This window comes from Paraburkholderia sp. BGA-UO-ETr-F21, assembly GCF_059567925.1.
Window position 1 is genome coordinate 524,690 of the sequence record NZ_JCAQOY010000005.1, and the last position, 22,169, is coordinate 546,858.

General features: G+C 64.0%; 26 protein-coding genes. 1 reads left to right on the top strand and 25 read right to left on the bottom strand.

Annotated elements, in window-relative coordinates:
- Positions 1-88: 88 nt before the first annotated feature.
- The 13 genes from AC57B1_RS03945 to AC57B1_RS04005 form a co-directional block, all read right to left on the bottom strand.
- Positions 89-1,369 (bottom strand): hypothetical protein, encoded by a 1,281-nt coding sequence (locus AC57B1_RS03945; protein WP_496416651.1) that lies wholly within the window; start codon positions 1,367-1,369, stop codon positions 89-91.
- A 12-nt stretch (positions 1,370-1,381) separates the two neighbouring features.
- Positions 1,382-1,987 carry a hypothetical protein gene (locus AC57B1_RS03950; RefSeq protein WP_496416652.1) on the bottom strand — a complete coding sequence of 202 codons (606 nt, stop codon included), beginning with the start codon at positions 1,985-1,987 and terminating at the stop codon, positions 1,382-1,384.
- A 29-nt stretch (positions 1,988-2,016) separates the two neighbouring features.
- Entirely contained in the window at positions 2,017-2,883 is an 867-nt protein-coding gene (locus tag AC57B1_RS03955; RefSeq protein ID WP_496416653.1) for an ankyrin repeat domain-containing protein, read from the bottom strand.
- 11 nt (positions 2,884-2,894) lie between these two features.
- Positions 2,895-3,746, bottom strand: a complete 852-nt coding sequence (locus AC57B1_RS03960) for an ankyrin repeat domain-containing protein (protein ID WP_496416654.1) — start codon at positions 3,744-3,746, stop codon at positions 2,895-2,897.
- A gap of 392 nt (positions 3,747-4,138) precedes the next feature.
- Complete coding sequence (locus AC57B1_RS03965) at positions 4,139-4,969, bottom strand: hypothetical protein (RefSeq protein ID WP_496416655.1); 831 nt, start codon at positions 4,967-4,969, stop codon at positions 4,139-4,141.
- Positions 4,970-4,980: 11 nt separating this feature from the next.
- On the bottom strand, positions 4,981-6,186 hold the full coding sequence (locus tag AC57B1_RS03970; protein WP_496416656.1) for an ankyrin repeat domain-containing protein: 1,206 nt from the start codon (positions 6,184-6,186) through the stop codon (positions 4,981-4,983).
- A gap of 406 nt (positions 6,187-6,592) precedes the next feature.
- Positions 6,593-7,393 carry a hypothetical protein gene (locus AC57B1_RS03975; RefSeq protein ID WP_496416657.1) on the bottom strand — a complete coding sequence of 267 codons (801 nt, stop codon included), beginning with the start codon at positions 7,391-7,393 and terminating at the stop codon, positions 6,593-6,595.
- 19 nt (positions 7,394-7,412) lie between these two features.
- Entirely contained in the window at positions 7,413-7,721 is a 309-nt protein-coding gene (locus tag AC57B1_RS03980) for a hypothetical protein (RefSeq protein WP_496416658.1), read from the bottom strand.
- Between the two features lie 10 nt (positions 7,722-7,731).
- Positions 7,732-8,355, bottom strand: coding sequence for a hypothetical protein (locus AC57B1_RS03985; RefSeq protein WP_496416659.1), 624 nt, complete (start codon positions 8,353-8,355; stop codon positions 7,732-7,734).
- A gap of 182 nt (positions 8,356-8,537) precedes the next feature.
- Complete coding sequence (locus AC57B1_RS03990) at positions 8,538-8,819, bottom strand: hypothetical protein (RefSeq protein WP_496416660.1); 282 nt, start codon at positions 8,817-8,819, stop codon at positions 8,538-8,540.
- A gap of 9 nt (positions 8,820-8,828) precedes the next feature.
- Positions 8,829-9,128 (bottom strand): hypothetical protein, encoded by a 300-nt coding sequence (locus AC57B1_RS03995; protein ID WP_496416661.1) that lies wholly within the window; start codon positions 9,126-9,128, stop codon positions 8,829-8,831.
- 10 nt (positions 9,129-9,138) lie between these two features.
- Positions 9,139-9,816, bottom strand: coding sequence for a hypothetical protein (locus AC57B1_RS04000; protein ID WP_496416662.1), 678 nt, complete (start codon positions 9,814-9,816; stop codon positions 9,139-9,141).
- Positions 9,817-9,908: 92 nt separating this feature from the next.
- Positions 9,909-10,208, bottom strand: a complete 300-nt coding sequence (locus tag AC57B1_RS04005; protein WP_496416663.1) for a hypothetical protein — start codon at positions 10,206-10,208, stop codon at positions 9,909-9,911.
- A gap of 394 nt (positions 10,209-10,602) precedes the next feature.
- Here AC57B1_RS04005 and AC57B1_RS04010 point away from each other — a divergent pair, with 394 nt between their 5' ends.
- Positions 10,603-10,800, top strand: a complete 198-nt coding sequence (locus AC57B1_RS04010) for a hypothetical protein (RefSeq protein ID WP_496416664.1) — start codon at positions 10,603-10,605, stop codon at positions 10,798-10,800.
- 65 nt (positions 10,801-10,865) lie between these two features.
- On the opposite strand, the gene AC57B1_RS04015 is transcribed toward AC57B1_RS04010, so the two are convergent.
- From AC57B1_RS04015 to AC57B1_RS04070, 12 genes are all read right to left on the bottom strand, one after another.
- A complete protein-coding gene (locus AC57B1_RS04015; protein WP_496416665.1) occupies positions 10,866-11,180 on the bottom strand; it encodes a hypothetical protein in 315 nt (104 codons plus the stop codon).
- 62 nt (positions 11,181-11,242) lie between these two features.
- Positions 11,243-11,941 (bottom strand): LPD29 domain-containing protein, encoded by a 699-nt coding sequence (locus AC57B1_RS04020; RefSeq protein WP_496416666.1) that lies wholly within the window; start codon positions 11,939-11,941, stop codon positions 11,243-11,245.
- A 693-nt stretch (positions 11,942-12,634) separates the two neighbouring features.
- Positions 12,635-13,519, bottom strand: coding sequence for a hypothetical protein (locus AC57B1_RS04025; protein ID WP_496416667.1), 885 nt, complete (start codon positions 13,517-13,519; stop codon positions 12,635-12,637).
- A gap of 73 nt (positions 13,520-13,592) precedes the next feature.
- Positions 13,593-13,913 (bottom strand): type II toxin-antitoxin system RelE/ParE family toxin, encoded by a 321-nt coding sequence (locus AC57B1_RS04030; RefSeq protein ID WP_496416668.1) that lies wholly within the window; start codon positions 13,911-13,913, stop codon positions 13,593-13,595.
- Entirely contained in the window at positions 13,910-14,191 is a 282-nt protein-coding gene (locus AC57B1_RS04035) for a CopG family ribbon-helix-helix protein (RefSeq protein WP_496416669.1), read from the bottom strand. Before AC57B1_RS04035 ends, AC57B1_RS04030 begins: the two co-directional genes overlap by 4 nt.
- Positions 14,192-14,598: 407 nt before the next feature.
- Complete coding sequence (locus AC57B1_RS04040) at positions 14,599-15,210, bottom strand: uracil-DNA glycosylase (RefSeq protein ID WP_496416670.1); 612 nt, start codon at positions 15,208-15,210, stop codon at positions 14,599-14,601.
- Positions 15,200-15,910, bottom strand: a complete 711-nt coding sequence (locus tag AC57B1_RS04045; protein WP_496416671.1) for a hypothetical protein — start codon at positions 15,908-15,910, stop codon at positions 15,200-15,202. The genes AC57B1_RS04040 and AC57B1_RS04045 overlap by 11 nt, the downstream gene beginning before the upstream one ends.
- 290 nt (positions 15,911-16,200) lie before the next feature.
- Positions 16,201-17,874: an ATP synthase subunit B family protein gene (locus AC57B1_RS04050; protein ID WP_496416672.1), complete on the bottom strand. Its 1,674-nt coding sequence runs from the start codon at positions 17,872-17,874 to the stop codon at positions 16,201-16,203.
- A gap of 23 nt (positions 17,875-17,897) precedes the next feature.
- Positions 17,898-19,007 carry an ankyrin repeat domain-containing protein gene (locus AC57B1_RS04055; RefSeq protein ID WP_496416673.1) on the bottom strand — a complete coding sequence of 370 codons (1,110 nt, stop codon included), beginning with the start codon at positions 19,005-19,007 and terminating at the stop codon, positions 17,898-17,900.
- A gap of 281 nt (positions 19,008-19,288) precedes the next feature.
- Positions 19,289-19,795: a hypothetical protein gene (locus AC57B1_RS04060; RefSeq protein ID WP_496416674.1), complete on the bottom strand. Its 507-nt coding sequence runs from the start codon at positions 19,793-19,795 to the stop codon at positions 19,289-19,291.
- Between the two features lie 73 nt (positions 19,796-19,868).
- Positions 19,869-20,996 (bottom strand): hypothetical protein, encoded by a 1,128-nt coding sequence (locus AC57B1_RS04065; protein ID WP_496416675.1) that lies wholly within the window; start codon positions 20,994-20,996, stop codon positions 19,869-19,871.
- Between the two features lie 166 nt (positions 20,997-21,162).
- Entirely contained in the window at positions 21,163-22,140 is a 978-nt protein-coding gene (locus AC57B1_RS04070; protein WP_496416676.1) for an ankyrin repeat domain-containing protein, read from the bottom strand.
- Positions 22,141-22,169: the final 29 nt, after the last annotated feature.

Genomic DNA, 22,169 nt, shown 5'->3' on the forward strand with positions numbered 1-22,169 from the left:
GGGTTGGAGCACGCCTTCATCGCCCAGGCGTGCGCGGGTGGAGTGCCTTCGCCTCCGGCGAGGTTTTCCCGCAGGGTACCGGTTGTGCCTACAAGCGTTTGCGTCCGCGGGACGGTACCGACTGTGCGTCCTGCACGGCCTTCTCCGCCACCGCACGGAGTTCAGCCTCCTCGACGTGCATCCGAACGCGATCGACCGCCTTCAAGCAACGGTCCACCGCCTGAGCCTTCTGCTCGTCGGGGAAGTGCCGTGCGACGCCCTCACGGGTGACGTCGGCGCCGCTCGCGAGAAGCGTCTGAAACGCCTCGTCGTCGTTGTCCATGTTCGCCACGGTGAAGAACAGCGTCAGCCAGAGCGGAAACGCGTTGACCTCTTGGTGTTCGTCCGTGCCCGCCGGGCCGTTCAGGACGTTTGCGCTCAGACGGGTGAGCACCGCGCTCACCCGTTTCGCCCGCTTTTCCGTGGGTGCTCTTTCGAACAGATACCCGTCGCCGATCAACGGCAGAATGGGTTGGCCAGCCGCCATGAGCGTGGGTAGGAGATCCGCAGGCGTGTGCAGCAGGTGGTTTGTTTTCACTTGCAGCCCGCGCGCCATCAGCAGGCGCACATGCTCCACCTGGGCCGGACTGTTCTCCACTTTGTCGAGGACATGATCCAGCGCCTCGTCCCTGGACACCGGATCCATCCCTTCCAGAAAATCGTCCAGCAGCCCCTCGACGAGGTGATGGCCCGGATCGCCGCTCGTGCGTGACAACATGTGCCGGATGAGCGCTGCCCTGACGGGGCCTTTTGAATCGCTCCATCGCATCAACGTTGGATTTTTCCTCTGCTCCTCGCGGATCGCGTTGGTCACCAGGACGTCCGTGGGGACGGTGTAGCCGGCGTTCCCAAACGCGTCAAGGTGGTGAGCCCAGCCGTCCATTCTGGAGAACGTGATCCGGTTGAAGCCGTCAAGCCACACAGGGATCGGTACAACGTCCGATGGATCGATCAACGCTTCCAGACCACCCCGCGTGGCAACGCTCAGGAGCACGTCCAGCGCTTTTCGGAACTGATCCGGTTTGAGCGCTTCCCGGCCCTGCACCGGATCAAACCATCGTCGAACGGCGATCGCCTGAAACGCTCCGGTTGGCGACAGGCCCCGTCGAAGCGCCTGCGCGAGCCTGTCCCAGTCCGCAGGGACGATCGCACGCTCCCACACCATCGCGCCCTCGTCTGGGAGGGACGTACGCACCGCTTCGTCGAGCAGTTGCTCGAACGGTAAGCGCCGCAGCCACGCGTCGCGTTTCTTCTTCACCTCCATGCCTTCGTCCAGGTCGTTCAGGAAGGTCCGAAGCTCGTCGCTGCTCATGGTGTCGATGTCGTGCATGGGAAACCCCCTTCACGCAGCGCGTTGGACCACGTTCCGCCGGAACGTTTCCCGCACAACCGCCTCCACCATCTTGTGTTTCACCGCCACCGCCTTCGCCGCTTCCCAGAACGCCGGGAAGTCGACGTGGTCCTCCTTCATACCGCGCCCGGCCGCGCTTCGCATCACCGCCTCGGCCATGCCGTTGACCAGTCCCCGCTCGATCCACGCCCGCTCCATCGCGATGAGCGCCGCGCGCGGGGAAAGCCCTGCGTCGAGCGCCGCTTGCCAGCGGTTCTGCCACCCGCCGGCGGTGGGTCCGTGCCAGGTGCTTTGGATGATCCGGTCGAACACAAGCACAGAGGCGTCCTCGTCGCCGGAGGAGATCGCGAAGTCCATCAGTTCATCCGGGTCGTACGCCATGGTTTCGAGGACGAGCGCCTTCAACTCCGGGTTGTCGCGGTGCTGCAGGATCGCTGCGCGACGCTGCTCCGCTTCCGAGGTGTGCACGGTGGTGTCCGGTGCTGCGGGAGCCTGGACGACCTCGGGAGACGGGTCGGACGGGTACAGGACCGTGTCGTCGGTTTCGTCGGTCGAGCGCCCGAACATGCGGTTGAGGAAAGCGGGGATGAATGCCATGGTCGTCTCCTGGAATGTCGTTGTAGGGGTTAAAGGCGAGCGCGAGCGCGGGACGTCGCGGTGGGTGAGGCGATCTCGCCGGCCGCTTGTCGAAGGATGCGGTCCTCCGCTCGGCACCGGGCAAGCGGCAAGAGGTTCCATTCGGGTGAGGAAGGTTCAACGTCCCCCAGAAGCTCCTCGGGACGCTTCCCTTCGTTGTTTCGGACCAGTGGGTCCGCACCCGCGTCGAGCAGGTTCTTAATCACGCCCCAGTGAATGCCTTCGGCAGACCAGTTCTCAATCACGCCCCACTGAAGGTTTGCCGCCGCGACGTGCAGCGCAGTGTAGCCGTCGGAATCCTGCTCGTTTGGGTCCGCGCCTGCGAGCAGCAACGCCCGGGTTACATCCTGGTCATCCAGAGCGCATGCGTAGAAGAGCCAGGGCACATCCTCGGCCCCTTTGATGGCGAAGGACCAGATGTTGAAGCCAAACGCGAGCGTCATGATGACCGCGCGCTCCGACACGACGGGCTCGCCCATGTACATTCCCTTGCAGAAGATCCGGGCCAGCATCTCGTTACGTTCGCCCTCGGGGATCGCGCTGAACGCCGCCACCGCCTTGTACGGGTCGCCCTGGGACGACTCGATCGCCCAGCGGAGTTCCCGTTTCGGGGCATGCTTAAGCGGGGCACGGAAACACGCCATGTGCGGTCGCAGCCTGTCGCGCATCGCAGCGATGCTCAGGGTCTCGCCGCGACCGATCCAAACGTCCTCAATCCCGTCGAGCAAACCTTGGTGAATCACCTGCTCGAACGCTTGCACGGTCGGAGCGATGCCGATCTTGACGAGCGAGCGGGCGATGCCAAGGATGGCGTTGCGCTGCTCGTAGCGTGCCGTCTCGCGGTCGGTGTTGGTCATGGTGCCTCCGATTACAGGCGCGGGCGGACGCGCCGCGGTGCCGGTTGGTTGTCGTTCATCGTTTCGTCGGCGGTCTGCTCCAACGCCAGGCGTTCAGCGCGTCGGGTCGCTTCGAGCAGTTCCTCGTGGTCGTCCTCGTCGATCTGGACGCCCGGGAAATAGACCTTACCGTCCTCGTCCACGCCTTCCACCTTGTCGAGCGGACGCCGTCCGAAGTTGTCCCGGATCAGCGGGTCCGCGCCACCGTCGAGCAGGACCTTCACCAACCCTCCGTCGCAGCCGTAAGCGAGCGCGTGCAAAGGGGTCTCGCCCTTCGCATCCCGCTCGTTGGGGTCTGCGCCCGCGTCCAGTAGCGCCTCGGCGACCCAGATCTCTACTTTGTCGGTGGGGATGGTGGACAACCACGGTCCGCTGGGGGACGTGGTTGATACGTCGAGACCAAGCTCGATCGCCAGGATCGCAGCACCCCAGTCCTCCTGATCGATCATCGCCTTCAGGAGCACGGCTTGCCGCTCCTCCGGCGCCATGCGGTGCGTCGCTTGCACCGCCAGGTAGACGTCGTACGGGTAGTCGATCGCCGCCTCGAACGCGCCGGCGGGGTCGTGCTCCGCCCACACGCTGCAGCGGACGTCGTGGAAGTGCTTGGCGTGCGATGCGAGGAACGTACGAACCTCTTTCTCGGTGATCGTCTTGCTGCAAAGGGTGACGTCCGGAGCACCGTCGAGCAGACCCTCGTTGACCACCCGGTCGAACGCCTCCGCGCTCGGGAGGATCCCCCGGTGCCGGAGCATCCGGATTCCAGCGAGCAGGACGAAAAGCTCGTCGTCGATGGTGTAGCGTTTGGTGTAGGTGTGGCGGGACATGGTGGCCTCCAACGAATAAGCCCGACGGTTCGCCGGGCTTTCGGTCAGGTCGCGCGTGCGACCCAAGGTTGAACGGTGTGGTGGTGCGGATGTGAAGCGCAACACCAAGGTAGCTCGAGGGATTTTTAAATCAAGGGGAAAACGGGTATTGCGACCGATGAACGACGTAATACCCTTGTTCGTGGAGTGCGTTGCACCTGATCCGAGGAAGACCGGAGCCGATGACAACCCCACCAGGGAGCCTGCGGCTCCGGGCGGTGCGCTCTCGCGCCGGCACCATTCGGGTGATCGCCCGCCTGCAATCGCCGGTGGCGTGCGCGGGTTTGGGAGATGGGAGCGCAGCGCCCCGTCTGCTTTTGACGTTGGATCCCCCTTTGCCTCACCCTTCCGCCCTAAAGGCGCTTTCGCTCGCACGGTTGCGCGGTTTCATCACCGGCCGCTACAACCAACACGGTGTCAGCGAGATCCATGAGCATCGCCCCTTCCCGTCGCCTGAGTTCGTCCTCCACGTCGATCAACGCCGGTCCGATCCTGTCGCTTTCGTTCCATCCCTTCCCATCACCGTTCAGCAAGCGCTGGGAGGTCACGTCGATGCCCTTGGCGCGCAGCCGGACCACCTGGTCGAGCAGGCGGTCGCGCCGTGCCTCGGTCGGAGCATTGGCGAGACCGGAGGTCAGCAGCCAGAACCACACAGGGCCTTGGGACCCGCCGTACGAGTTCCGCGGCGCGTTCAGGTCCTCCTCGCTCATGCTGTCGATCAGACGCTGGTAGATCGTCGGGATGGCCAGGAAGCGTTTAAGGCCCCACGTGCGTGCGAACTCCGCCGGTGAAAGCCCTTGATCGAGCATCGCCAGGATGACGTTGCTGAAGACCTGCACCCGATTGGGCGTGGCGCCGTCGTCCTTCGATAACCACTCGAAGGCGAAGCTCACGTGGGAATGCACGGAGGTCCAGCGACCCGTGGTGAGTCCGTTCCAGCGTTTCAAAGCGTCTGAGAAAAGCACGGTGAACGCAAGGATGTGCTCGGCGCTGCCGAAACGCAGGAGCGCTTCCCAGTTCTGGTAGCCGCGCTTGCGCAGCCAGACGCGGAGCACCAGGTGGTGGGTCAGCACCGCGAGGGTCATGGGGATCCGTGCCTCGCGCTCCAGAACGCCGGTGAGGAACATCTTTTCCTGCCGGTCGATGTGATCCCACGAGTTGATGATTTGATCGATGATCGACATGGTGGTCTCCTTCAAAGGCGCCGACGTGCGCGAGGTTGTGCGGGCTCGGTCGACTCCGCCATCGCTTCGTCGGCCGCTTCCAGCAGCGTCACGCGCTCCTGCAAGATCGGGCGCTTTTCGAGATACCCTTGGACGCGAAACCGTTCCGAACCGTTCAGGTTCAACGTCCGCATCGGGAGGTCTGCCCCTGCGCTCGCGAGACCGTTCACCAGGCGCGCGATGGTGGCGCAGTCGTTCGCCGTGTGTTTCGCAACCGCGAAGGTCCACACCGGAAAGAGGTCGTCGTCCACGACCGCGTTCAACGTGTCGGCCGTCACGCACGCCACGACGCGTTGCAGGAACGTGGTCTTTTTCTTCACACTGCCCGCTTCCAGCAGCCGACGGACCACTGCCGGGTCCGAGAAAGCATCGCCCACGTCGAACCCCTCTTCGAGCAGGTGCTCGACCACCCCTGCGCATCCGGAACGCGCTGCGAGTTCCATCACGGTTGTGCCGTCCGCGGTAGTCGCCCGCAGATTTGCGCCCCGCCCGACCAGCATCTTGATGATGATCATCCGGTCAAACCCGCGCGTATCCCCCGGCTTCAGCACCGCGTGGTGGATCGCCTGGTAGCCGTTGGTGTCCACCGCGTGAACGTTCGCACCGGCGTTGAGGAGCGCGCCGATCAATCCAGTCGCTTCCATCGCGGTCATGGGAAGTCGCGGGCTTCCTGGTAGATCAGCGCACCTCGCCATCAGGGGGGTGGTGCCGTCCGCTGCAACGTGGTTTGGATCTGCGCCTGCCTTGAGTAGTTTGATCACCCGGTCCGTGGCGCTTGCGTAGAGGAGCGCCGTGTTGCGACACGCCCCCGCGTCGATCAGGATCTGCGCCGCGCTGAAACTGCCGCCGCCTGCTGCCAGTCCAATGAGGGGAAGGTCGGAATCCACGCAAGCGCTCTTGAAGTCGAACGTGGTGAGGTCCAGTTTATCAACCAGCATCGCACGGACCAGATCCTCCGAGGAGCCGTTCCGAGCAAATGCGATCAGCGGACTGTTTTTAGGAAGGATATTCGTCGCGTTCAGTTGTGCCTGTTGCGCCGCGGTGATGTGAGCCCGTGCCGTGTCAGGGTCGTTCATGCAGAGGTCCAGCACTTTTATCTGCTCCAGGTGACCGCCCACGGTCGCCATGTATTCATCGCGTAGGTGTTCCGCGAACATCTTCCGGTCGCGATAGGCCATGGCGTTAACGCGGAACGAGTCATGAACGGCGACGGTGCGATGAATAACAACGGACATAGCGGTCTCTCCAACAAAAAAGCCCGACGGGGTTCGCCGGGCTTTCGGTCTGGTCGCGGTGTGCGACCCGGGTTTGAACGATGATGGTGCTGCCTACAAGACCAGGCTAGCTCGAGTGCAGAGAAATGCAATGGCGGTTCGTGAAATACTTGAAGGCTTACGTGGTGATGCACCAGACAGTGCCGGACCCCTCGATCAAACCGAACCTTTTGGGAGCCTGCGGCTCCGGGCACGCGCTGTCGCCTCTGGTCCTGAGGAATAGAGCCCCGCCACGCGCTTGCGAGCGATGTTCGGGGCGAGAGTGCCGTTTCGCCTCGGGTGAGGTTTTGCCCGCAGGGTACTGTCTTGCTCAGAGCCGCGCACGTGCACGACGTGGTGCCGGTTTTGGTGCTTCTGCCATCGCCTGATCCGCGACCTCCGTAAGTGCTGCCCTTTCCTGCCGACGTCGCTCCGCGTCCATGTCGCGCAGCACAGGAAGGACGTCCCGGGCGCCTCCGTAGACCCTTGCCCACACGGTGTTGAGCAGGTCTTCGATCCGCTCCACGGAGACGTCGATGCCCTTGTCACGCAGCCGGGTCACCTGGTCGAGCATCACGGTCGATCCCTGCGCACGCCCGACCCCATACGCGGTCGCTTCAAGGAACACGAACCACGCCATCACGCCCTTCCCGTGGCTTTCAACGACGCCGGTGTTCAGGTCTTCCACGGTCATCCCGTCGATGAGCCGTCGGTAGATCGTGGGCTCGCACCATAGCCATACCATCGACGACCGCGGTGAACGCATCAACAGGAAAGGCGACAAGCCTTGATCGAGCATCGCCAGGACGACCTGCACGACGAAAGCCCGCAGTCGAAGTTCCGTTCCGACGTCGAGCGGAAAGACACTGCCGCGTCGGCTTTCCAGCAAGTGGGGAAGCATTTGGTGAACCACCGGCCCGCGTTGCTGGGGATCGTCCGCGCAGATCACGTCGGCGCCGGCCAAAGTGTAGGACGCAATGTGCTCCGCCGTGCCGGTCTTGAGCAGGGTTTGAACGTCCGGGTAGCCCAGTCGGCGGAGCAGTCGCCGACTGCGCACGTGGAGCGTCACGCCGTGGACAAGTGTGCGATACCGCTCGACGATGGTGGAGAACCGGGATCGCAGATTTGTCATGGCAGTCTCCTTCAATGCTTCAAAGGCGCCCGCGAGCGCGGGATGGTGCTGCTTCCGGCATGACGTCCCGCGCCGCTTGCCGGAGCGTATCTTCTTCAATCGCCATTTCCCAGTCCAGTTCGACCATGTGCCGCGCCAACCGCTCGCGTATCAGGTCGAGGTCGATGGGTTTCGGACCCCGGATGGGCGTCGCCCCGAGAACGATCATCCGGGTGCTCCACGCGTCGGGTCCGATCGCCAGGGGCACCGGTTGGATCCGGATGAGTTCGACCGCCCCGTCTTTCGGACGCCGGGAGAGCTTCAATAAGATGGATCGAAGGATTTCCACGGTTATCTCCTTACAGACGCGCACGTGCGCGTGGTTGTGCGGGGTTGAGAACGCTCGCCTTCTCGACCTCCAGCCGAAGCTCGATGCGCTCCAACGTGCCGTCCTGCGCCAGGTCGTCCAGGGTGTCGTCGATGAAGTCCAGCCACTTGGTCATGAGTGAGACGATATGTTCGGGGCGATCCCGTTCCGGACGCTCGTTCAGGATCTTCTGAGCGACGGGAAGTGCAACGATAAGGTCGTCGTCCGTCCCCTCGATCATCGCGGTCCTGAGCGCGATCACCGCGTGGAACGCCGCGATCATCTTGCTGAGCCCCTTCGTGCCTTCGACCACCTGCCCACCGTCCTTGAACGTCGTCCACTGATTCTTTTCGAAGAACTGCGTCATCATGGATGAGTTCAAGTAGTTCGAGGGAAGGACCCACTGATCACGTCGTGTGTACTCTCCCGTGTTCGGGACACGCTTCACCATCCGTTGACGACGCATACGACGTTCCGCCCGCGTGAGCGGTTTCGTCTTGAAGGCGTTGATGTTCATGATGTTCAAGTGCTGGACGAGGTCATCGCACGAGCTTTGGTTCACGCTGTTCGGAATCGGCGCGTACGGGTGAGCCGTATTTGATGAGGTGGTGGTCATGAGAGTGCTCCAACAAAAAAAGCCCGACGGGGTTCGCCGGGCTTTCGGTCTGGTCGCGTTGTGCGACCCGGGGTGAACGGAGTGGTGGTGCTTGCAAGGTCAGACTAACTCCAGGTGGGAGGAATGCAAGAGGAGCGCGCGAAATACTTGAAGAGTCGAGGTGGTGATGCACCTGATGGTTTTCAGAGCCTCGGTCGTGCCCGGGGTTGTGCTGGTTCGGGTGCTGCCGCCATCGCTTCGTCCGCGATCGCGTGCAGTGCTGCCCGGTAAGCGTCGATCTCCTCCTGCGCCTTCTCCGGGTTTTCCAGGCAGAGGATCATCGCCTCGGTTCGTGCTTCATCGCTCCTTCCCTCATCCGCGCCGACGGTGCTCATGTACTGCGAGTGAAGAGGCCAGTCGATGTCCTCCGAAACCATCCAGTCCGCGACGCTGCCGTACGTCCAAAGTTCGAGGGTGTGGTTCATGGTGATCTCCTAGAGCCGCGCCCGAGCGCGGGATGGTGCGGGTTCGGGTGCTGCCTGGTCCGCGAATGCGATCAGGTCCGCGCGTTCCTTCGCGCGTGCTCGCGTCTCTTCTGCGACGCGGATAGCTTCATCGACAGCCATCTTATGCATGAGGCGTTCGACCCTCATCGCACCCTTGGCCCATACGGGATGTTGCGGTTCGATTTTCCATGGTGCGACGGTCGATGGACCCTCATCGCGTCCAATGTCCCAGACGGGGGCGTCCTCGTTGAACATTGCTCCCACTTCATCTTGAATCAAGTTGGTCATGATGATCTCCTTACAGACGCGCCCGGAGGCGGGGTGGTGCGGGTTCCGGTGTTACCTCGTCCACCAGCGCGTGCAGTTCCGCGTTGAGCACTTGCCGCCGGTAGGTCGCGAGCGCAATGCGCCCCGGAGCGAACAGTTTCAGGTGCGTGTCACCGTCGATCGTTGCGAACCGGTCGTCCATCAGGTCAGCCCCGGCCGCGTTGAGCTTCGGAAGGATCGTGGTGAGGAAACGCTCGTCCGGAACGTCTTCGTCCAGATCGATGACGATCTCCCAGCAAGCCTTCTGGTCGTGGCTTGGGAAATACGAAACGTCTTTGTTGAGGTGCTTCCGGAAGGTCTTCGCGTTCAGGACGTCCGGGGTGAGCCGCGCGAGCAACGCGTCCAGGCAAGGGTCGTCGTTCAGGATGACAGTTGACGCCAACAGTTTGCTTGGCTCAGCAACGAACGGGATGCACGTTGCGATCACGTCTTTGCGTTCGACGTTGATAGCAAGGGCGATGATCGCCAGGACGGTCGTTTTGTTGATCAGCGCCGTCAACTTCGCCAGATCGACGCCCTCCATCGCCACCAGCGCCTCGTCCTGGGTTGTGGACAGATCCTGAGTCGAGCTTCGATGGCGCTGACCGTCGAGCGCGAGGTAACGCTGGATCTTCTCGATGCGAGTGCCGATGGTAGAGAAGGTGAACATGGAGGGTGCTCCAATGAAAAAGCCCGACGGGGTTCGCCGGGCTTTCGGTCTGGTCGCGCGTGCGACCCTGGTTGAACGGTGTGTGGTGGTGCTTATTGCAGCGTGGTCGCCTGCGGTGCGACGTACATGTCCCGGAAATCCTGGATCAGCGTCCGCAGGTCTGCGCGCGGGTAGCTCATCGTCAGCCCCAAGGCTTCGTCCACGACCAGTTCCACCACCGGCGGAAGCCGGTTGATCAGTTGCATGGCGTCGAGACCGTCGCTGCCCACCGCGAACGGGTTGGCGTGGAACGTGATGCACGTGACGAGGATGCCTCCGCCGTCGCCCGCCCGAACGAAGTCGAGGAATCGTGCGTCAATGTTCGTTTGGGTCTGGGTGTCGGCGGTTTGCATGGCGGAACTCCGGGGGAAGGTGATGGCATTGCGATCGCTTGCCTACATGAGCAGGGTAGCTCGAGGTATTTTTAAGTCAACGGCAAATCGGGTATCGTGACCGTTGCAATGCAAAAATACTTGCGTCATGGGGTGCGTTGCACCTACGTTGTCAAAACCCGGAATCATCCACCAACAACCGGGCGGCTGTCGCCGCTTGGGCGACCCCGCTTCGCGCTGTTGCCTGCGGAGGGAGCCCCGCTTCTGCCCTCGGCCGCGGTGTTAGGGGGTCGGTGCCAGGGAGCGAGAGCGACCCGGTTGTGGTTGTGGGGGAACTTGCCAAGCCGTACCGATCTGCTATCGGTACACCCATGCCCCGCCGCTGCGGGGTCCACAACCATCCAGGAGGGAGACCATGTTCAAGACCATCACCCGTGCGCTGCGCTCTGCTCAATCCCGTGCCAACGCGCCCACCGCCACACCGGATCGCGACGCCGAAGCCGTTCGTCTCGCCACCGTCGTTGCTGAGGCCGAGGCTGCGAAAGCCAAAGCCGACCAAGCCGTTCGCGATGCCCTCGCCAACCCGTTGGTCGGGGACACTACGCGCCACTGACCGGGTGCATGCCCCGCTTCGCCTGAATCAACAAGCGGACCCTCGGGTCCGCTTTGTTTTGCTGCTCAGCCGTGGATGCAGCAGGGGTCGCCTCGCGAGTTGTTGCACCCGCTGCACCGGTCCATCTCGTGCGCTTGCATCGCCATGTTCCAGCCGTGGATCCATGCCTTGAGCAAGTCCGGCACGTCCGCGAAGAACGCCGGCGTGTCCACGTCCTTCCCCGTTTTCAGGTGGTAGTTCGCGTCCCGGTGCCCCAGCACCTCTGCGTCGATCAGCGGTTCGTAGGTCGTGTCGTCGTCCGGGTCGGTGAGCAGCGCGAGCTTCGCCAGCACGTACTCGCAACGCGCTTCGAGGTAGGGATTCTTGCTGGTGTAGGTCATGGTGTGGATCTCCGTGATGGTGAGGGAGAGGACCGACAAACCGTAGCGTGCGGTCCGTGCGGTCAGGCCTTCAAGGGCTTGCGCACAAACAGGCTCGCCGCCGTCGCGCTGCGCGGGAAGCCCTGCACCGTGGTGTGGTCCTGGAGCGCCGCTTCCACGTCCGTGTGCAGGGTGTTGCCCGCGAAATGCACGCCGTAAAGCACCACCGCCACCAGTGCGCCTTTCTTGAACGCTTCCACCGTGAGGAGCTTGCGGACGTCCGGGGTCATGCGGCCGGCGTGTCGGTGCGCGATGCGCTGCAGGACGTTGCCGATCAGCCCTGCCGAAAAGGACCGTTTGACGGTGATGCGGTCGGCGCCCAAGGTCACGCGTTGCGGACCCGTGGCGCTTAGACGGAAGTGCTCCACCGGGGTCTTGCCGCCGAACGTGCCCGGGGTCGAGGCTTGCAACGGGAGGAGAAGCTTTAGCACCTGCTTCTCGCTCGGACCGTCCACCCACTCCACCATCAGCCGCGTGTGCGATTCCGCCTGCTGCGTTTTTACGTAGAAGCGTGCTCCGGTCTTGCCGAAAGCTTCCACAAGCACCGTTTGGACCAGTTGCGCGGTGCCCACGAGGTCCAGGACGTTTGCCAGCACTGCCGGGGACGTTGCCGTTGCCGGTGCCTTCGGCGTTTGGTGTTGAACCCTTGCTGTCGGGAGAGCCTGGGGTGCGCGGAAAGCGCGGTTTGCGTTGGTCGTGCGGGTCTGTTGTGCGCTGGTCATGCTCTCTCTCCTTTGGGGGTTGTCTTGCCATCGGGTTTCGCCTGGCGCCGAAGGACCCGCACGGGACCCGGACCATGGGTGAGACCAAAGCCGCACGCCGCGACCGACCAAAGGGAGAGAGGGGATCGGGTGCAGGCGAAGCGAAGAGCACCCATGGTTCATCAGGGGAACGTTCGGGTAGGCGTCCGGGAAAGGCGAAACGGGAGGCAGACCGCCAAAGGGGTGGACCAGCGCACAACGTGGGTAGACCTGCACGTCACCGCGAATGCGGTGATCGTTTCACCTGGGGTGAGGAGCACCCTGCTGTTCGGAGGTGAGGTTTGACGTCGAGGATGGGAAAACCCGAGACGGGCGCGGAGCGCCCATGGGCACCCGCCCGGAACACCGCTCGCGGAGAGCGGCCGGGCTGTGTCCGGAGGAAGGGGCGCGAAGCGAGGTGCCCTACGCCGCAGGCGGCCGGGTTGGTGGTGGCGGGTTACGGGTTTGGTGTTCGCCGTGTGTCCGGTCGTGCTTAGCAGGAGCCTACGGACGGACGATTGATCCCGGCTTTTCCCCGCTGTCCATCAGGCCACCGGCCAGCGTGTTCGACACGCGCCCGCCGGCGGAGCCGCCCGTGCACGCGTGCGTCGTGCAAAGGGGCGGCTGTCCTGTGCGTCTAGAGGGGGAAAGGCGCCGCGCGAAGCGCTGACCCGCTTACGGTGCGCCCAGCAGCATGTTGTTGAGCGCCGTCTTGCTCGGGACCTCGTTCAACTCGATCATTTTCACCAGCACGCATTGCAAGATGTTGAACGTCTGCACGAGGTGCGTCGTGTTGTGCTTTGGCTTGCCGTGCGCCGCCGCTGAACGTTTGTCGTACAGGTCGAACACCTCGCGCTGCCGTGCCAGGCGCGCTTCCCCGGCCGGGTGGAGGTACGAGGCGATCAGCACCGACACGCGGAACCGGAGTTCGGACGTGGATGGCGAGAACAGCGCTTCGAGCGCGCCCCACAGCGACACGAGCGTGAGGGCGTGGTGCGGGACGAACGTGGACAGTTCGAACGCTTCCATCGCCAGGCGGAAGTCCGCGTGCGTGGCCATCAACGCCACGGCGTGCGACCAGTATCTCCGGACCCAGTCCCAACGCACGTCGTCCGCCAGCGGGTTCACCAACGCCAGTTCGATGTATTGCCGGGTGGTTTCGACCGGGGAAATGCTCATGCTCTGGTCGTCGAGCGTGGCGATTTGGGACAGGGAATGCGTCGAGTGGACCAGGAAGCGGACGTCCGGCTCGATCACCAGGCGCATCACGCTGGTGAGGATGCGCGCGACGTCGAACGGATCGAGGTCGCCCGGCGGTTTGTAGCCGCTGGGTACGACCAGTTCGGCGTGGACGTCGAAGGCGTCATGACGTGTTGTCGCCTTCCACGGTGCAGGGTGATGCTTGCCCGGTGCCGTCGGCGGGTTGAACGCCATCGTGTACGAACTCATCAGATGCGCGTACGTGCGCTTCAGGACGAGCCCTTGCCCGAGGTCGATCTCGTCGGTGCCGGGCGGAAGGTGCACGCCGGAAAGCCCGGCGTAGAAGGTGGTCGCGGTCATCCGGCGATTCTAGCGTGCGTCGCGAATGGGATGGACCGTCGAGCAGGAAAAAGGGGCGTTGCGCCCCTTTGGTCTAGCGGTCCTGCCGTGTGTCCCACACCCGCAAGATTGCAACGGCGGTGGGTTCGTCCGCGTAAGGCGGAAGCACCTCGTAATGAAGCTCGTAGCGCCCGGCCAGGCAAACCCAGCGATGTACTTCGCGCGGTGGGTCGTCGTAGCCGTCGAGTTCTTCGCCCAGCCGGTGGAAGTGGTCTTGCCCCAGCCGTTCCGCCTCGTCGAGCAGTGCGTTCACGGTCTTGCGCGCGGTCGCTGCGTCGTTGAACGTCTTGATGTGTAGCGCGATGACCTGGAGGTCCGACATCGCTTTGCTGGTCGGAATGACCTTGATGCTCATGCTTTGCCTTCAGGCGTCGGGAGCGGAAGCTCGTTGTCCGTGCCGAGGCTGTCCGCCCACGCCCGAGCCTGCTCAATCGAGATCGTCCGCCCGGCCGTCACGTCGTCCAGGCCTTCCTGAATCAGCCGCCGCTTCTCCGCTTCACGCGCAAGAAACTGCACCAGTGCCTTTTTGATGATCCATTGCTTCGGCCTTTCCAGCATGTCGGACAGGGCGTCCACCTGCTGCGCGAGTTCGACCGGGACCTGCGCCGTCAACGTTCTCAGTTCCACCGTCATGACCCACCTCGTCTATTGATTTCCAATAGAGTCTATTATAGGCGAAGGTTGAGGCTTTAGCGAGAAGAATCGGAGGCGACGGAATACCCGAAACCCTTTCTGGATAAGGCTTTGACCATGCTGGACCGCCAAACCCCTCCCCTGCAAAACCGGGTGTGGTTGTCGGAAAGGTGCACGCCCATGGGACGACGGTGACCTGTGGGGACGGATCGACCCGCCCGCGAGAAACCGCCAAACCTTTTTGGAGCCGGAGGCTCCTGGTCCGCCGCTCCGCGCCTTCTGCTGCCGCTAGGGTGAAACGCACCCAGGGGTGAGGGAGCCCCGCCCCATGCCTGCGGCGCCGTTCGGGGTGCGTGCCCGCCTTTTCCGTTTTGGGTGTCCCGAAGGGATCCCGCCCGCCCCTGCCGTTACGCCTCGCCCGCGACCCGCCACTGCTCCGGTATCGCGCGCCACTGATCGGGGTTGAACTGGAAGCACCGGGCGCTGGGATGCGCGGACGTGTGAATCAGCAGGTCCGGCCGCACCGCGTGCAGGAGCCGCCGCGCCCTCTGCGCCGGCTTGCCGACCAGCACCACCGTGCGGAGTTTGGGGAGCAACGGGAGCAGGTGGCGAAGCTCCTCGACCCCGCGCCGGATCTCCGCCGCGTCGTACTTGATGGTCGCGTTCCACCCCGGGATGACGTTCCACAGGACCGTGCGCTTGCGCTCGATCCCGGCGGTGCGCATGAACGTGAACAGGTTCTCCGCCGTCGGGTCGTCGTTGTTCCGGCTGATGAAGCCGGAGCCCTGCTTCTTTCCCGTGGGCGACGTCATCGGGCCGGGCTTCTCGAGCAGGAACAGCATGTCCGCCTCGACCCCGCTGTCGAGCGGATCGAAGTCCTGAAACTCCCAGTCGGGGTGTTTCAGCCGCAGGCCACCGACGTAGGACGCCAGCGGTGCGATGTGCGGTTCGGTGAGCATCGCCCGGCGGAGCGTGACCGCCTCGCGGGCGCTCAGCGTGCGCGGGGCGTCAAGCGCCATTCTTCGATTCAGGGAGTGCCTGCCGGGTGATGCTCGTCCAGAGGCCGTGCACCAGGCCGATCAGGTTCTCGGCGGAAAGATCGGACGGCGAGGCGAAGCAATACGGTTTGATGGTGACGTAAGAAGCACCCAGCACACCCTCTGACGGAATGGGTTTGTTCCACATTACCTTGACGCCTTGCGTGCGGAGCAGCGCAACGGTCACCACAACACGTCCTTTTACCCCGAGTTCCTTGAACGCTTCCTGAAGCGCTTGGGCGTCGTGCGTTCGAATCCCCTCCTCTAAGCCACCCAAGCCCACGATCGCTCGACTGCCCACATCAGCCACTTCCCCCGATGACAGTTCGACCATACCGTCCCCGGCGACGTGGACGTAAGCGAAGCGATCCCACGTGGTGGTGGGGTTGGGATCGAACGAGCCGAACGTGTTGGGAGGCATGGCTCGGAGCTTGCGATCGCTCATGTCGTAGCCGTTTGGGCGAGCCCGTAAGAGCTTCCGCGCCGCCGCTTCGCAGTCTTTGGCGTCGTACGTGACATCAAAGTCGGGAATGCCGGTTGGCTGCGCCAGCAGCACAAAGAACGGTCCTGCCTTGATGGGCAGTTTCAGACCATCATCGTTCAGTTCTTCTAGCCGCCCCCTCAGGGCGTGTTCCGCTCGCCTGACTGGGTCGAGGAGTCTATGGTCAGATGCTTTTGGCATGCTTGCGCCTCGTTGGTCTTGTGTTGTTGTTGCCATCATCGACGGCTTGGGCGGGACTTTATCCGGACCCGCTCCGGTGATCGCACAGCGTAGCAAATCCCAATGAACAACGGTTGTTGAACAACGGTTGTGCACCTAGTCCACGGGCGGAGCGCCAGCCGGTGTGACCGGCGCCCGCGTTCCGTTCGACCCAGCGCTCCCGTTGAGCGCGAGGAGGTCGATGCCCGGTGGGCCCAGGTGTGCAACCGTGCTTACGCGTACGCCGGCGCGCCGCAAACCGGACCCTCCCGCTATTTCTGCCCAGCCGCCGTGCGCTTCGCCTCGTCCAGCATCGCCGCCGCGTCGTGCATCGCCTGTTCCATCTCCGCCGTGTGGTCCTTCACCGCCTGCCGGACGCTGGCGAGGCCCTGCTCCGCTTCTTCGACGATCTGCTTGCGCTGCTCCACCGCGTCGAGGTAGGCGTCGTACAACGCGGGAACTTTGCGGATCCAGTGCCAGGCGTCGGGCCCGGCGTCGTCCATCGCATTCGTCGGTGCGTTCAACTGCGACGCGGTCGCTCCGGCGCGCACCAGCAGACCGATGCGCAGCACGTAAGGATCCAGCGAATCTTCCATGTCCTCGCGGTCCTCGAATCCGCCGGTGGTACGCTCGTAAGCCATGCGGCACACGTAAGACAGCGGGGTCACGCCGTTGCACCGCTGGCTCGGGTTGGCGCCCTGAGCCAGGAGCATCGTGGCCAGGCGTTCGCTGGTGCTCAACGCCCAGGACAGGGCCGCTCCCGGCATAAAGGTCAGGGTGTCCGGGTCCACGCCCCGGTTCAACAACCGCTGGACGTCGGCGATCCGCTTCGCACGGCAGGCGGTGACGAGTTCGGCTTCCTGCAGGCGACGCCGGTGCTCGTTCTCCACCACCGGCCGCGGGGGAAGCCCCAACCGCTTGCGCTCCTGTTGTTCCTGACCGGGCGTCAGGTCCCTGCTCCATCCCCACACGTCGAAACGCGCGCTGAGCGTGCCCGGCGCACGGTGCTCCGTCGCCGGGCGCGCGGCGTTCTCCCGTTCTTCGACCTCGGCCATGTAACGGTCCGTCGCGTCCACCGGGCCGTTGTCCTTCGACTCGTCGAGCAATGCGAGCGGGCCGACGCCGGGAAGCTCGTTGATGATCGCCAGGATGTCGCTCACGTCGCGGTCCTTCGTCCGACTTTCCACGTCCGCGAGCGCGTCGCGCGCCTGCCGGAGGGTCGAAAGGGTGGCGTCGGCGTGTTGCTTCGCGCGCCGTGCCGCCGCCTTGCGTGCGACCTCCTCCACGGTGTCCTCCGCCCGCTCGATCGCGAGGTCGAGCGCCGCACGGTTCAGCAGGACCGGGTGCTTGCCGGCCAGGTGCTGGCGAAAGCCCTTCGCTCCGGACAGGGCCAGGCGTCGCAGGACGCAGCCGTAGCGCCGTGGCCCGACTCGCGCCGCGAGCAGGACGGCGACCCAAACGGGCACCCTGCGCAGGTCACCGGTCAGATGGGTCGTCAGCACGGTGTTGAGCACGTCCGCCGGGGTGCTGTCGATCAGCACGTTCAGCGCCGGGTTCCCCAGGGTGCGATGCACCTCACCGAACGCAAAAAATCGGGACCACTCGGCGCCCTGATTCGAGCAGTCCAGCAGCACCGCGGCGAGCAGGTCCGCGCGGCCGAAGATCAGCGCGGCGGTCAGGTATGCCTCGCGGGTGGTCTCGTAGGTCACCCAAGGCTGCCCGCTCATGACCTCCTGCACCGTTCGCTCGTGCTTTGCGCACGCGCTTTCCAGCACGGTCACCGCCTCGTGCGCGAGAAGGACCGCCGGTGCTTCTTCGAAGAACGTGATGCCGTCGGGGTAGCCGAAGCTACGCCGGACCTGCGGCGTGGTCGCGTCGCCCGCGTCCAGCGTGAGGTCGTTCAGGTCGTCGGGATCGTGGTCGTGTTTCAGGTGGAAATGGCCCATGCTGGTCTCCTCGGGATGCTGGGTTACAGACGTGAACGTTCGGCGCGGGACGGGACGGAGGCTTCGACCTCGGCGATGACGCTCCGGAGCGCCTTTTCCTCTTCGTTCATGAAGAGCTTGTGCAACGATGCCGCCACGCGCTCGAACCCGGTCGTGCCGGCGAGGATTTCGCGTCGGACGAGGTGCAGCCACTCCGGGATCGTCATGTCCCGGCCGTTGCCGTGGTGGTGGACGATCGTCCGGTCCGGTGCGCCGGCTTTCACCAGCGCCCGGACGCAACGGCCGGCGTCGGTCCACCATTTCGACGGGGATTTCACCTTCGCACCCTGGCGGTTGTTCGACGTCCACATGTAGGCGCTCAACAGCGCTTCTGCGATGCCACCCGACAGGTCGTCGTCCGGGCCGCGTTGGGTCAGCAGTTCTTTAAGGGCGGCAGGATCGGCCGCTTTCACCACGAGCTCGAAGCGCTCGCGGAACGTGCCGGTTCGTGGATTCAGGACGAGCATCGTCCAGATTTCCTCGCCGGGCTGCGCCAGCAGCGCCAGAGGCTGCGAGGGGTCCATCATGACGTCCGTGTCGGCGCCCCGGTCGAGCAGCAGCCGGACGGCGGACGTGCGCCCGATCCCCACGGCCAGGCGGATCGGCGTGTTCAAATCGGCGTCCCGTTCGTTCATGTCCGCCCCGTGGTCGATCAGCAGCGCCATCAGCGCGGGATCCCCGTTGGACGCCACGACCGCGTGCAAGGGGGCCTGCCCGTTGCTCCGCTGCGCGTTGGGGTTCGCACCGTGTTTCAGCAGCACTTTCACCGCCTCGATGCCCGCGCCCAGCGCGATGAAAAGCGCATGGTCTTTCTCGTCCTGCGTGAAGACCTTCGCGCCGTGGGTGAGCAGCATGTCCAGCACCATCGCCCGCCCGTTGAGACGGTGGGTTCCGTCAAAGCCGGACGCTGCGATGCCCAGCGGGGTCGTGAAATGCCGGCTTCCGTGGTCGCTCGGCCATTGCGCCTTCACGTTCGCGCCGGCTTCGAGCAGCATGGCGGCCCCGGGGACGTTGCCGATGTGCGCCGCGTTGATCAGGGCGTCGTCCTTCTCCTGCTGCGTCGCGGTGAGAATGGACAAGGTAATGTTGGTCATGCTGGGATCTCCGACGGGTTCTGAGTGCGCTGGGGCATACCCCAGGTTAGCTCGAGGTGGGTTTTACGCAATAGCGTCACGGGAAATATTTGAAGTGCGTCGGGCCTGATGACGGTGGCATGCTCAGGGGACGAAGACCCCCAAAACCTTGGGGGCGCAAGCGCCCGGCACCCGACCCGGAAAGCACCTGCGGTGGTCGGGAGCCGGGCCGCGTCCCCGGGAAAAGGCGCGCAGCGGTTCGGTTGCCGCTGAGGGTGCGGTTGATGAGCCCGGCGGTGCGACTAGATGCCCTTGGGAAGCATGACCGGCGTCATGTCGCTGCTGCTCTGCCCGTGGTCGTGAATCCAGTCGGTGTCGAGCCACGACGGATCCATGGGCAGGTCCCGGTCGTCGCCCTTTTCATGCAGCAGGCGGACAACGTCTTTGCGCCGGACATGCTCTGCTTTCATCGCGTCGATCAACGACCACGTGATGTTGGGCATCACGATCAAGAAAATGCGGTCAAACTCCATCCGCGTTTCCTGCACCATCTCGCGGTAGTCCGCGGTCTCCGGTGCCGTGAGAGCGAAGTCGTCGAAGTATGTGTCCCACCATTTCTCATCCTCTCCATCGTCGATGTCTGGCACCTCTCCGTTGGCGCATTCCTCCGCCCATTCGAGGGTCCACTGTGCGATTTTCATGTCCTCGTGACGCATGACATTCCACGCGCGACGGATATCGGAAGGGTCCATCGCCGCCAGACGTTCCAGCGCCCCTGCGCCGGACGTGTTCGATTGTGCCGTGCTCATGATGCTCTCCTTAAAGGGTGCGTTGCACCTGGGTGATTGGTGATTCGAGTTTTGCCCGTGCTTCGTTCCTGCGCTACAACCGAGCGCGCCCGCGCGGTGCTTCCGGTCGGCCCCCAGCCCCCACCGTCTCCGCACTCTCCACGCTCGCCCGGAGCGCGATCCCTTCCGCTTCAACAAGGAGCCCCCGGGCATGACGCATCCCCTTCTGGCATACCTCGTTCGCAGGTTCGTCGAAGCGGTCCAAGCTCGCCTTCGCCCGGTCCAACCCCCGCCCTTCCAGCGCGCCGCTCGCCACCATCACGTCGATCGCCATGATGTCGTTGTTTTTCACCGCGAAGAAGAACGGAGTGCCCTGCTCGGTCCCGTAGGTGTAGTTGAACGTCACCTCCGCGTGCACGTCGGGCTTCCATTTTTGCGCCAGCAGGAGCTTTAGAAGGTGTTCACGTTGTCCGACGGGACGCATTCCCTTGACGAACATCGACAGCGCGTAGCCCGGCATTTCGTTGTAACTGCCGTCCACCGCAGCACCCGCGTCCAGCAGCATCGGAACCATCGCGCGAATCCAAGGATGGGCGTTCGAGTTGCCGCCGGCCTTGGACGCCGCTTTGAGCAGCGCGTTGGACGCGGCATAAACCCGAACGTGCTCGTTGAACATCCCGTTGAGCATGTGCCGGATCAAGGCCACGTAGGGCAACTCGCGATCGACCATCGCCATGATGAGGCGCATGGTCACCTCGTCGCGAACGTCCTCGTCCGACACCACCCCCAGCAGCGCGTCGATCATCTCGGGTGCCGGTTCGTAGCTCGCGCGAAGGACGGCACGATAGGGGTGACGGTTCCAATCCGGCTCTTCCAGCAGAATGTCCGGATCGAGGCCCGCCTGGAACAATGCTTCCACCATGCGGGGATCGTCGGTGCGCATCGCTTCGTCGAGCGGGGTGCTGCTCAACATCAGGGGGTTGTCCAAGTAGTAGCCGTCTTCCTTAAACGATTTGTTCAGGTGCATCCCGCCGTCGCCGAGGAGGAACAACGCCTCGCGGTTGCGCGTGCGCACCGCGTAATGGACAAGCGGCAGACCCTTGTGCAAGTAGGACTTCGGTTTGTAGCGCTTTGCGTTGGCGAGCAGCGTCTTGACCAGTGCGATGAACTGCGCATGGTCCTCGTGGTCGATCGGTGCCGGGGTGCCGTAGAGTGCGGTCATGGTCTGCTCCTTGATGTTGGTTACAACACGATCAGTGTCGTGCTGATGGGTGCGGCACCGTGGATTCGGATTTCGCGCCGGCCCGTTTTCCGGGACAAGTGCCGCCCTGGTGGGTGGATGAAAAACACCCGCCATCCAGCGAGGACGACGGGCGGTCGTGGGTCGATCAGATCGAGCGATACGGGGTGCCGCTGATTTCGCAGATGATCACCGTCGTCAACGACGGCACCTTGAATCCCTTCTTGCGCAGGCTCTTCGCCAGCGGTTCAAGCTTTTCGTAGTCGCCGCCCACCCCCAGTGCTGCGACCGCGGTTTGTCCGAAGCCGTGCAGCAGAGCGATGTGCGCCGGGGTCAAGCCGCCGTGCGTGCGCGGGGGCTTGTAGCCCGAAACGCTGTGGGTGATGCCTTGAACATTCGCCGTCAATCCCATTTCAGCGAGGCAGTGGAGGATCGAGTAGCTCGAATCGTCCAGCGTCGGGTAGGGATCCGTGCCCTCGGCCTTCAAACGCGTGATGGTGAGCGGACGCAGCATCGCTGCAATGTCGCGGTAGCCACACGCTGCCGCCGTGTCGCACGGGGCTTCGCCCATATGGTTGCTGAGGTTCGGGTTCGCCCCCGCGGCCAGCAGACGCTTCACGCAATCGGTCTGCCCCCATACCGCCGCGCTGGACAGCGCGGTGCGTCCGTAGCGGTCGTACAGGTCCACGTTTGCGCCCAGCGCGAGCATCGCCGACAAAGCGTCCACGTCCCCGGTGATCGCCGCGGACATCAAGGGGGTCGTCCCGTTGTGCGACGCGTCGTCGATCGAATGGCCGGCGTCCAGCAGCATCGCCGCGATCTCGTGGTTCCAAAGCCCCGCGCCGCCCATCGTCATGATGTGGAACGGGCTCAACCACGAGGTCGGTCCGGTCTCCCCGTAGCAGGTGAAGCGGAAGGTGCCCGCGCATCCAGCCTCCTTCGCGTGGTCCAGCATCGCCTTCATCGCGGAAACGTCCCCACGAATGCCCTTGTCGAACATGGCGCCAAGCGTCGTGCCCAGTTCAGGGTCGAAGGTGCCGTTGCCGGTTGCGTCGGGGACCAAGACCCAGATGCTATCCGTGATCGGTTCGAACGGGGTGATGGAACGGGGTTGTGCTTTGATCATGGTGCTCTCCTTGAAGGTTTTCAGGGTGT

Coding starts and splice junctions, on each gene's coding strand:
- AC57B1_RS03995 (WP_496416661.1), bottom strand. CDS start 9,128: ATGACCAACTTGATTCAAGATGAAGTGGGAGCAATGTTCAACGAGGAC.
- AC57B1_RS03970 (WP_496416656.1), bottom strand. CDS start 6,186: ATGGCCTATCGCGACCGGAAGATGTTCGCGGAACACCTACGCGATGAA.
- AC57B1_RS04020 (WP_496416666.1), bottom strand. CDS start 11,941: ATGACCAGCGCACAACAGACCCGCACGACCAACGCAAACCGCGCTTTC.
- AC57B1_RS04055 (WP_496416673.1), bottom strand. CDS start 19,007: ATGACCAACATTACCTTGTCCATTCTCACCGCGACGCAGCAGGAGAAG.
- AC57B1_RS04030 (WP_496416668.1), bottom strand. CDS start 13,913: ATGAGCATCAAGGTCATTCCGACCAGCAAAGCGATGTCGGACCTCCAG.
- AC57B1_RS04005 (WP_496416663.1), bottom strand. CDS start 10,208: ATGCAAACCGCCGACACCCAGACCCAAACGAACATTGACGCACGATTC.
- AC57B1_RS04060 (WP_496416674.1), bottom strand. CDS start 19,795: ATGAGCACGGCACAATCGAACACGTCCGGCGCAGGGGCGCTGGAACGT.
- AC57B1_RS03990 (WP_496416660.1), bottom strand. CDS start 8,819: ATGAACCACACCCTCGAACTTTGGACGTACGGCAGCGTCGCGGACTGG.
- AC57B1_RS04015 (WP_496416665.1), bottom strand. CDS start 11,180: ATGACCTACACCAGCAAGAATCCCTACCTCGAAGCGCGTTGCGAGTAC.
- AC57B1_RS04040 (WP_496416670.1), bottom strand. CDS start 15,210: ATGGCGCTTGACGCCCCGCGCACGCTGAGCGCCCGCGAGGCGGTCACG.
- AC57B1_RS04065 (WP_496416675.1), bottom strand. CDS start 20,996: ATGACCGCACTCTACGGCACCCCGGCACCGATCGACCACGAGGACCAT.
- AC57B1_RS03945 (WP_496416651.1), bottom strand. CDS start 1,369: ATGCACGACATCGACACCATGAGCAGCGACGAGCTTCGGACCTTCCTG.
- AC57B1_RS04000 (WP_496416662.1), bottom strand. CDS start 9,816: ATGTTCACCTTCTCTACCATCGGCACTCGCATCGAGAAGATCCAGCGT.
- AC57B1_RS03965 (WP_496416655.1), bottom strand. CDS start 4,969: ATGTCGATCATCGATCAAATCATCAACTCGTGGGATCACATCGACCGG.
- AC57B1_RS03975 (WP_496416657.1), bottom strand. CDS start 7,393: ATGACAAATCTGCGATCCCGGTTCTCCACCATCGTCGAGCGGTATCGC.
- AC57B1_RS03985 (WP_496416659.1), bottom strand. CDS start 8,355: ATGACCACCACCTCATCAAATACGGCTCACCCGTACGCGCCGATTCCG.
- AC57B1_RS04045 (WP_496416671.1), bottom strand. CDS start 15,910: ATGCCAAAAGCATCTGACCATAGACTCCTCGACCCAGTCAGGCGAGCG.
- AC57B1_RS03950 (WP_496416652.1), bottom strand. CDS start 1,987: ATGGCATTCATCCCCGCTTTCCTCAACCGCATGTTCGGGCGCTCGACC.
- AC57B1_RS03960 (WP_496416654.1), bottom strand. CDS start 3,746: ATGTCCCGCCACACCTACACCAAACGCTACACCATCGACGACGAGCTT.
- AC57B1_RS04035 (WP_496416669.1), bottom strand. CDS start 14,191: ATGACGGTGGAACTGAGAACGTTGACGGCGCAGGTCCCGGTCGAACTC.
- AC57B1_RS03955 (WP_496416653.1), bottom strand. CDS start 2,883: ATGACCAACACCGACCGCGAGACGGCACGCTACGAGCAGCGCAACGCC.
- AC57B1_RS04010 (WP_496416664.1), top strand. CDS start 10,603: ATGTTCAAGACCATCACCCGTGCGCTGCGCTCTGCTCAATCCCGTGCC.
- AC57B1_RS04050 (WP_496416672.1), bottom strand. CDS start 17,874: ATGGGCCATTTCCACCTGAAACACGACCACGATCCCGACGACCTGAAC.
- AC57B1_RS04025 (WP_496416667.1), bottom strand. CDS start 13,519: ATGACCGCGACCACCTTCTACGCCGGGCTTTCCGGCGTGCACCTTCCG.
- AC57B1_RS04070 (WP_496416676.1), bottom strand. CDS start 22,140: ATGATCAAAGCACAACCCCGTTCCATCACCCCGTTCGAACCGATCACG.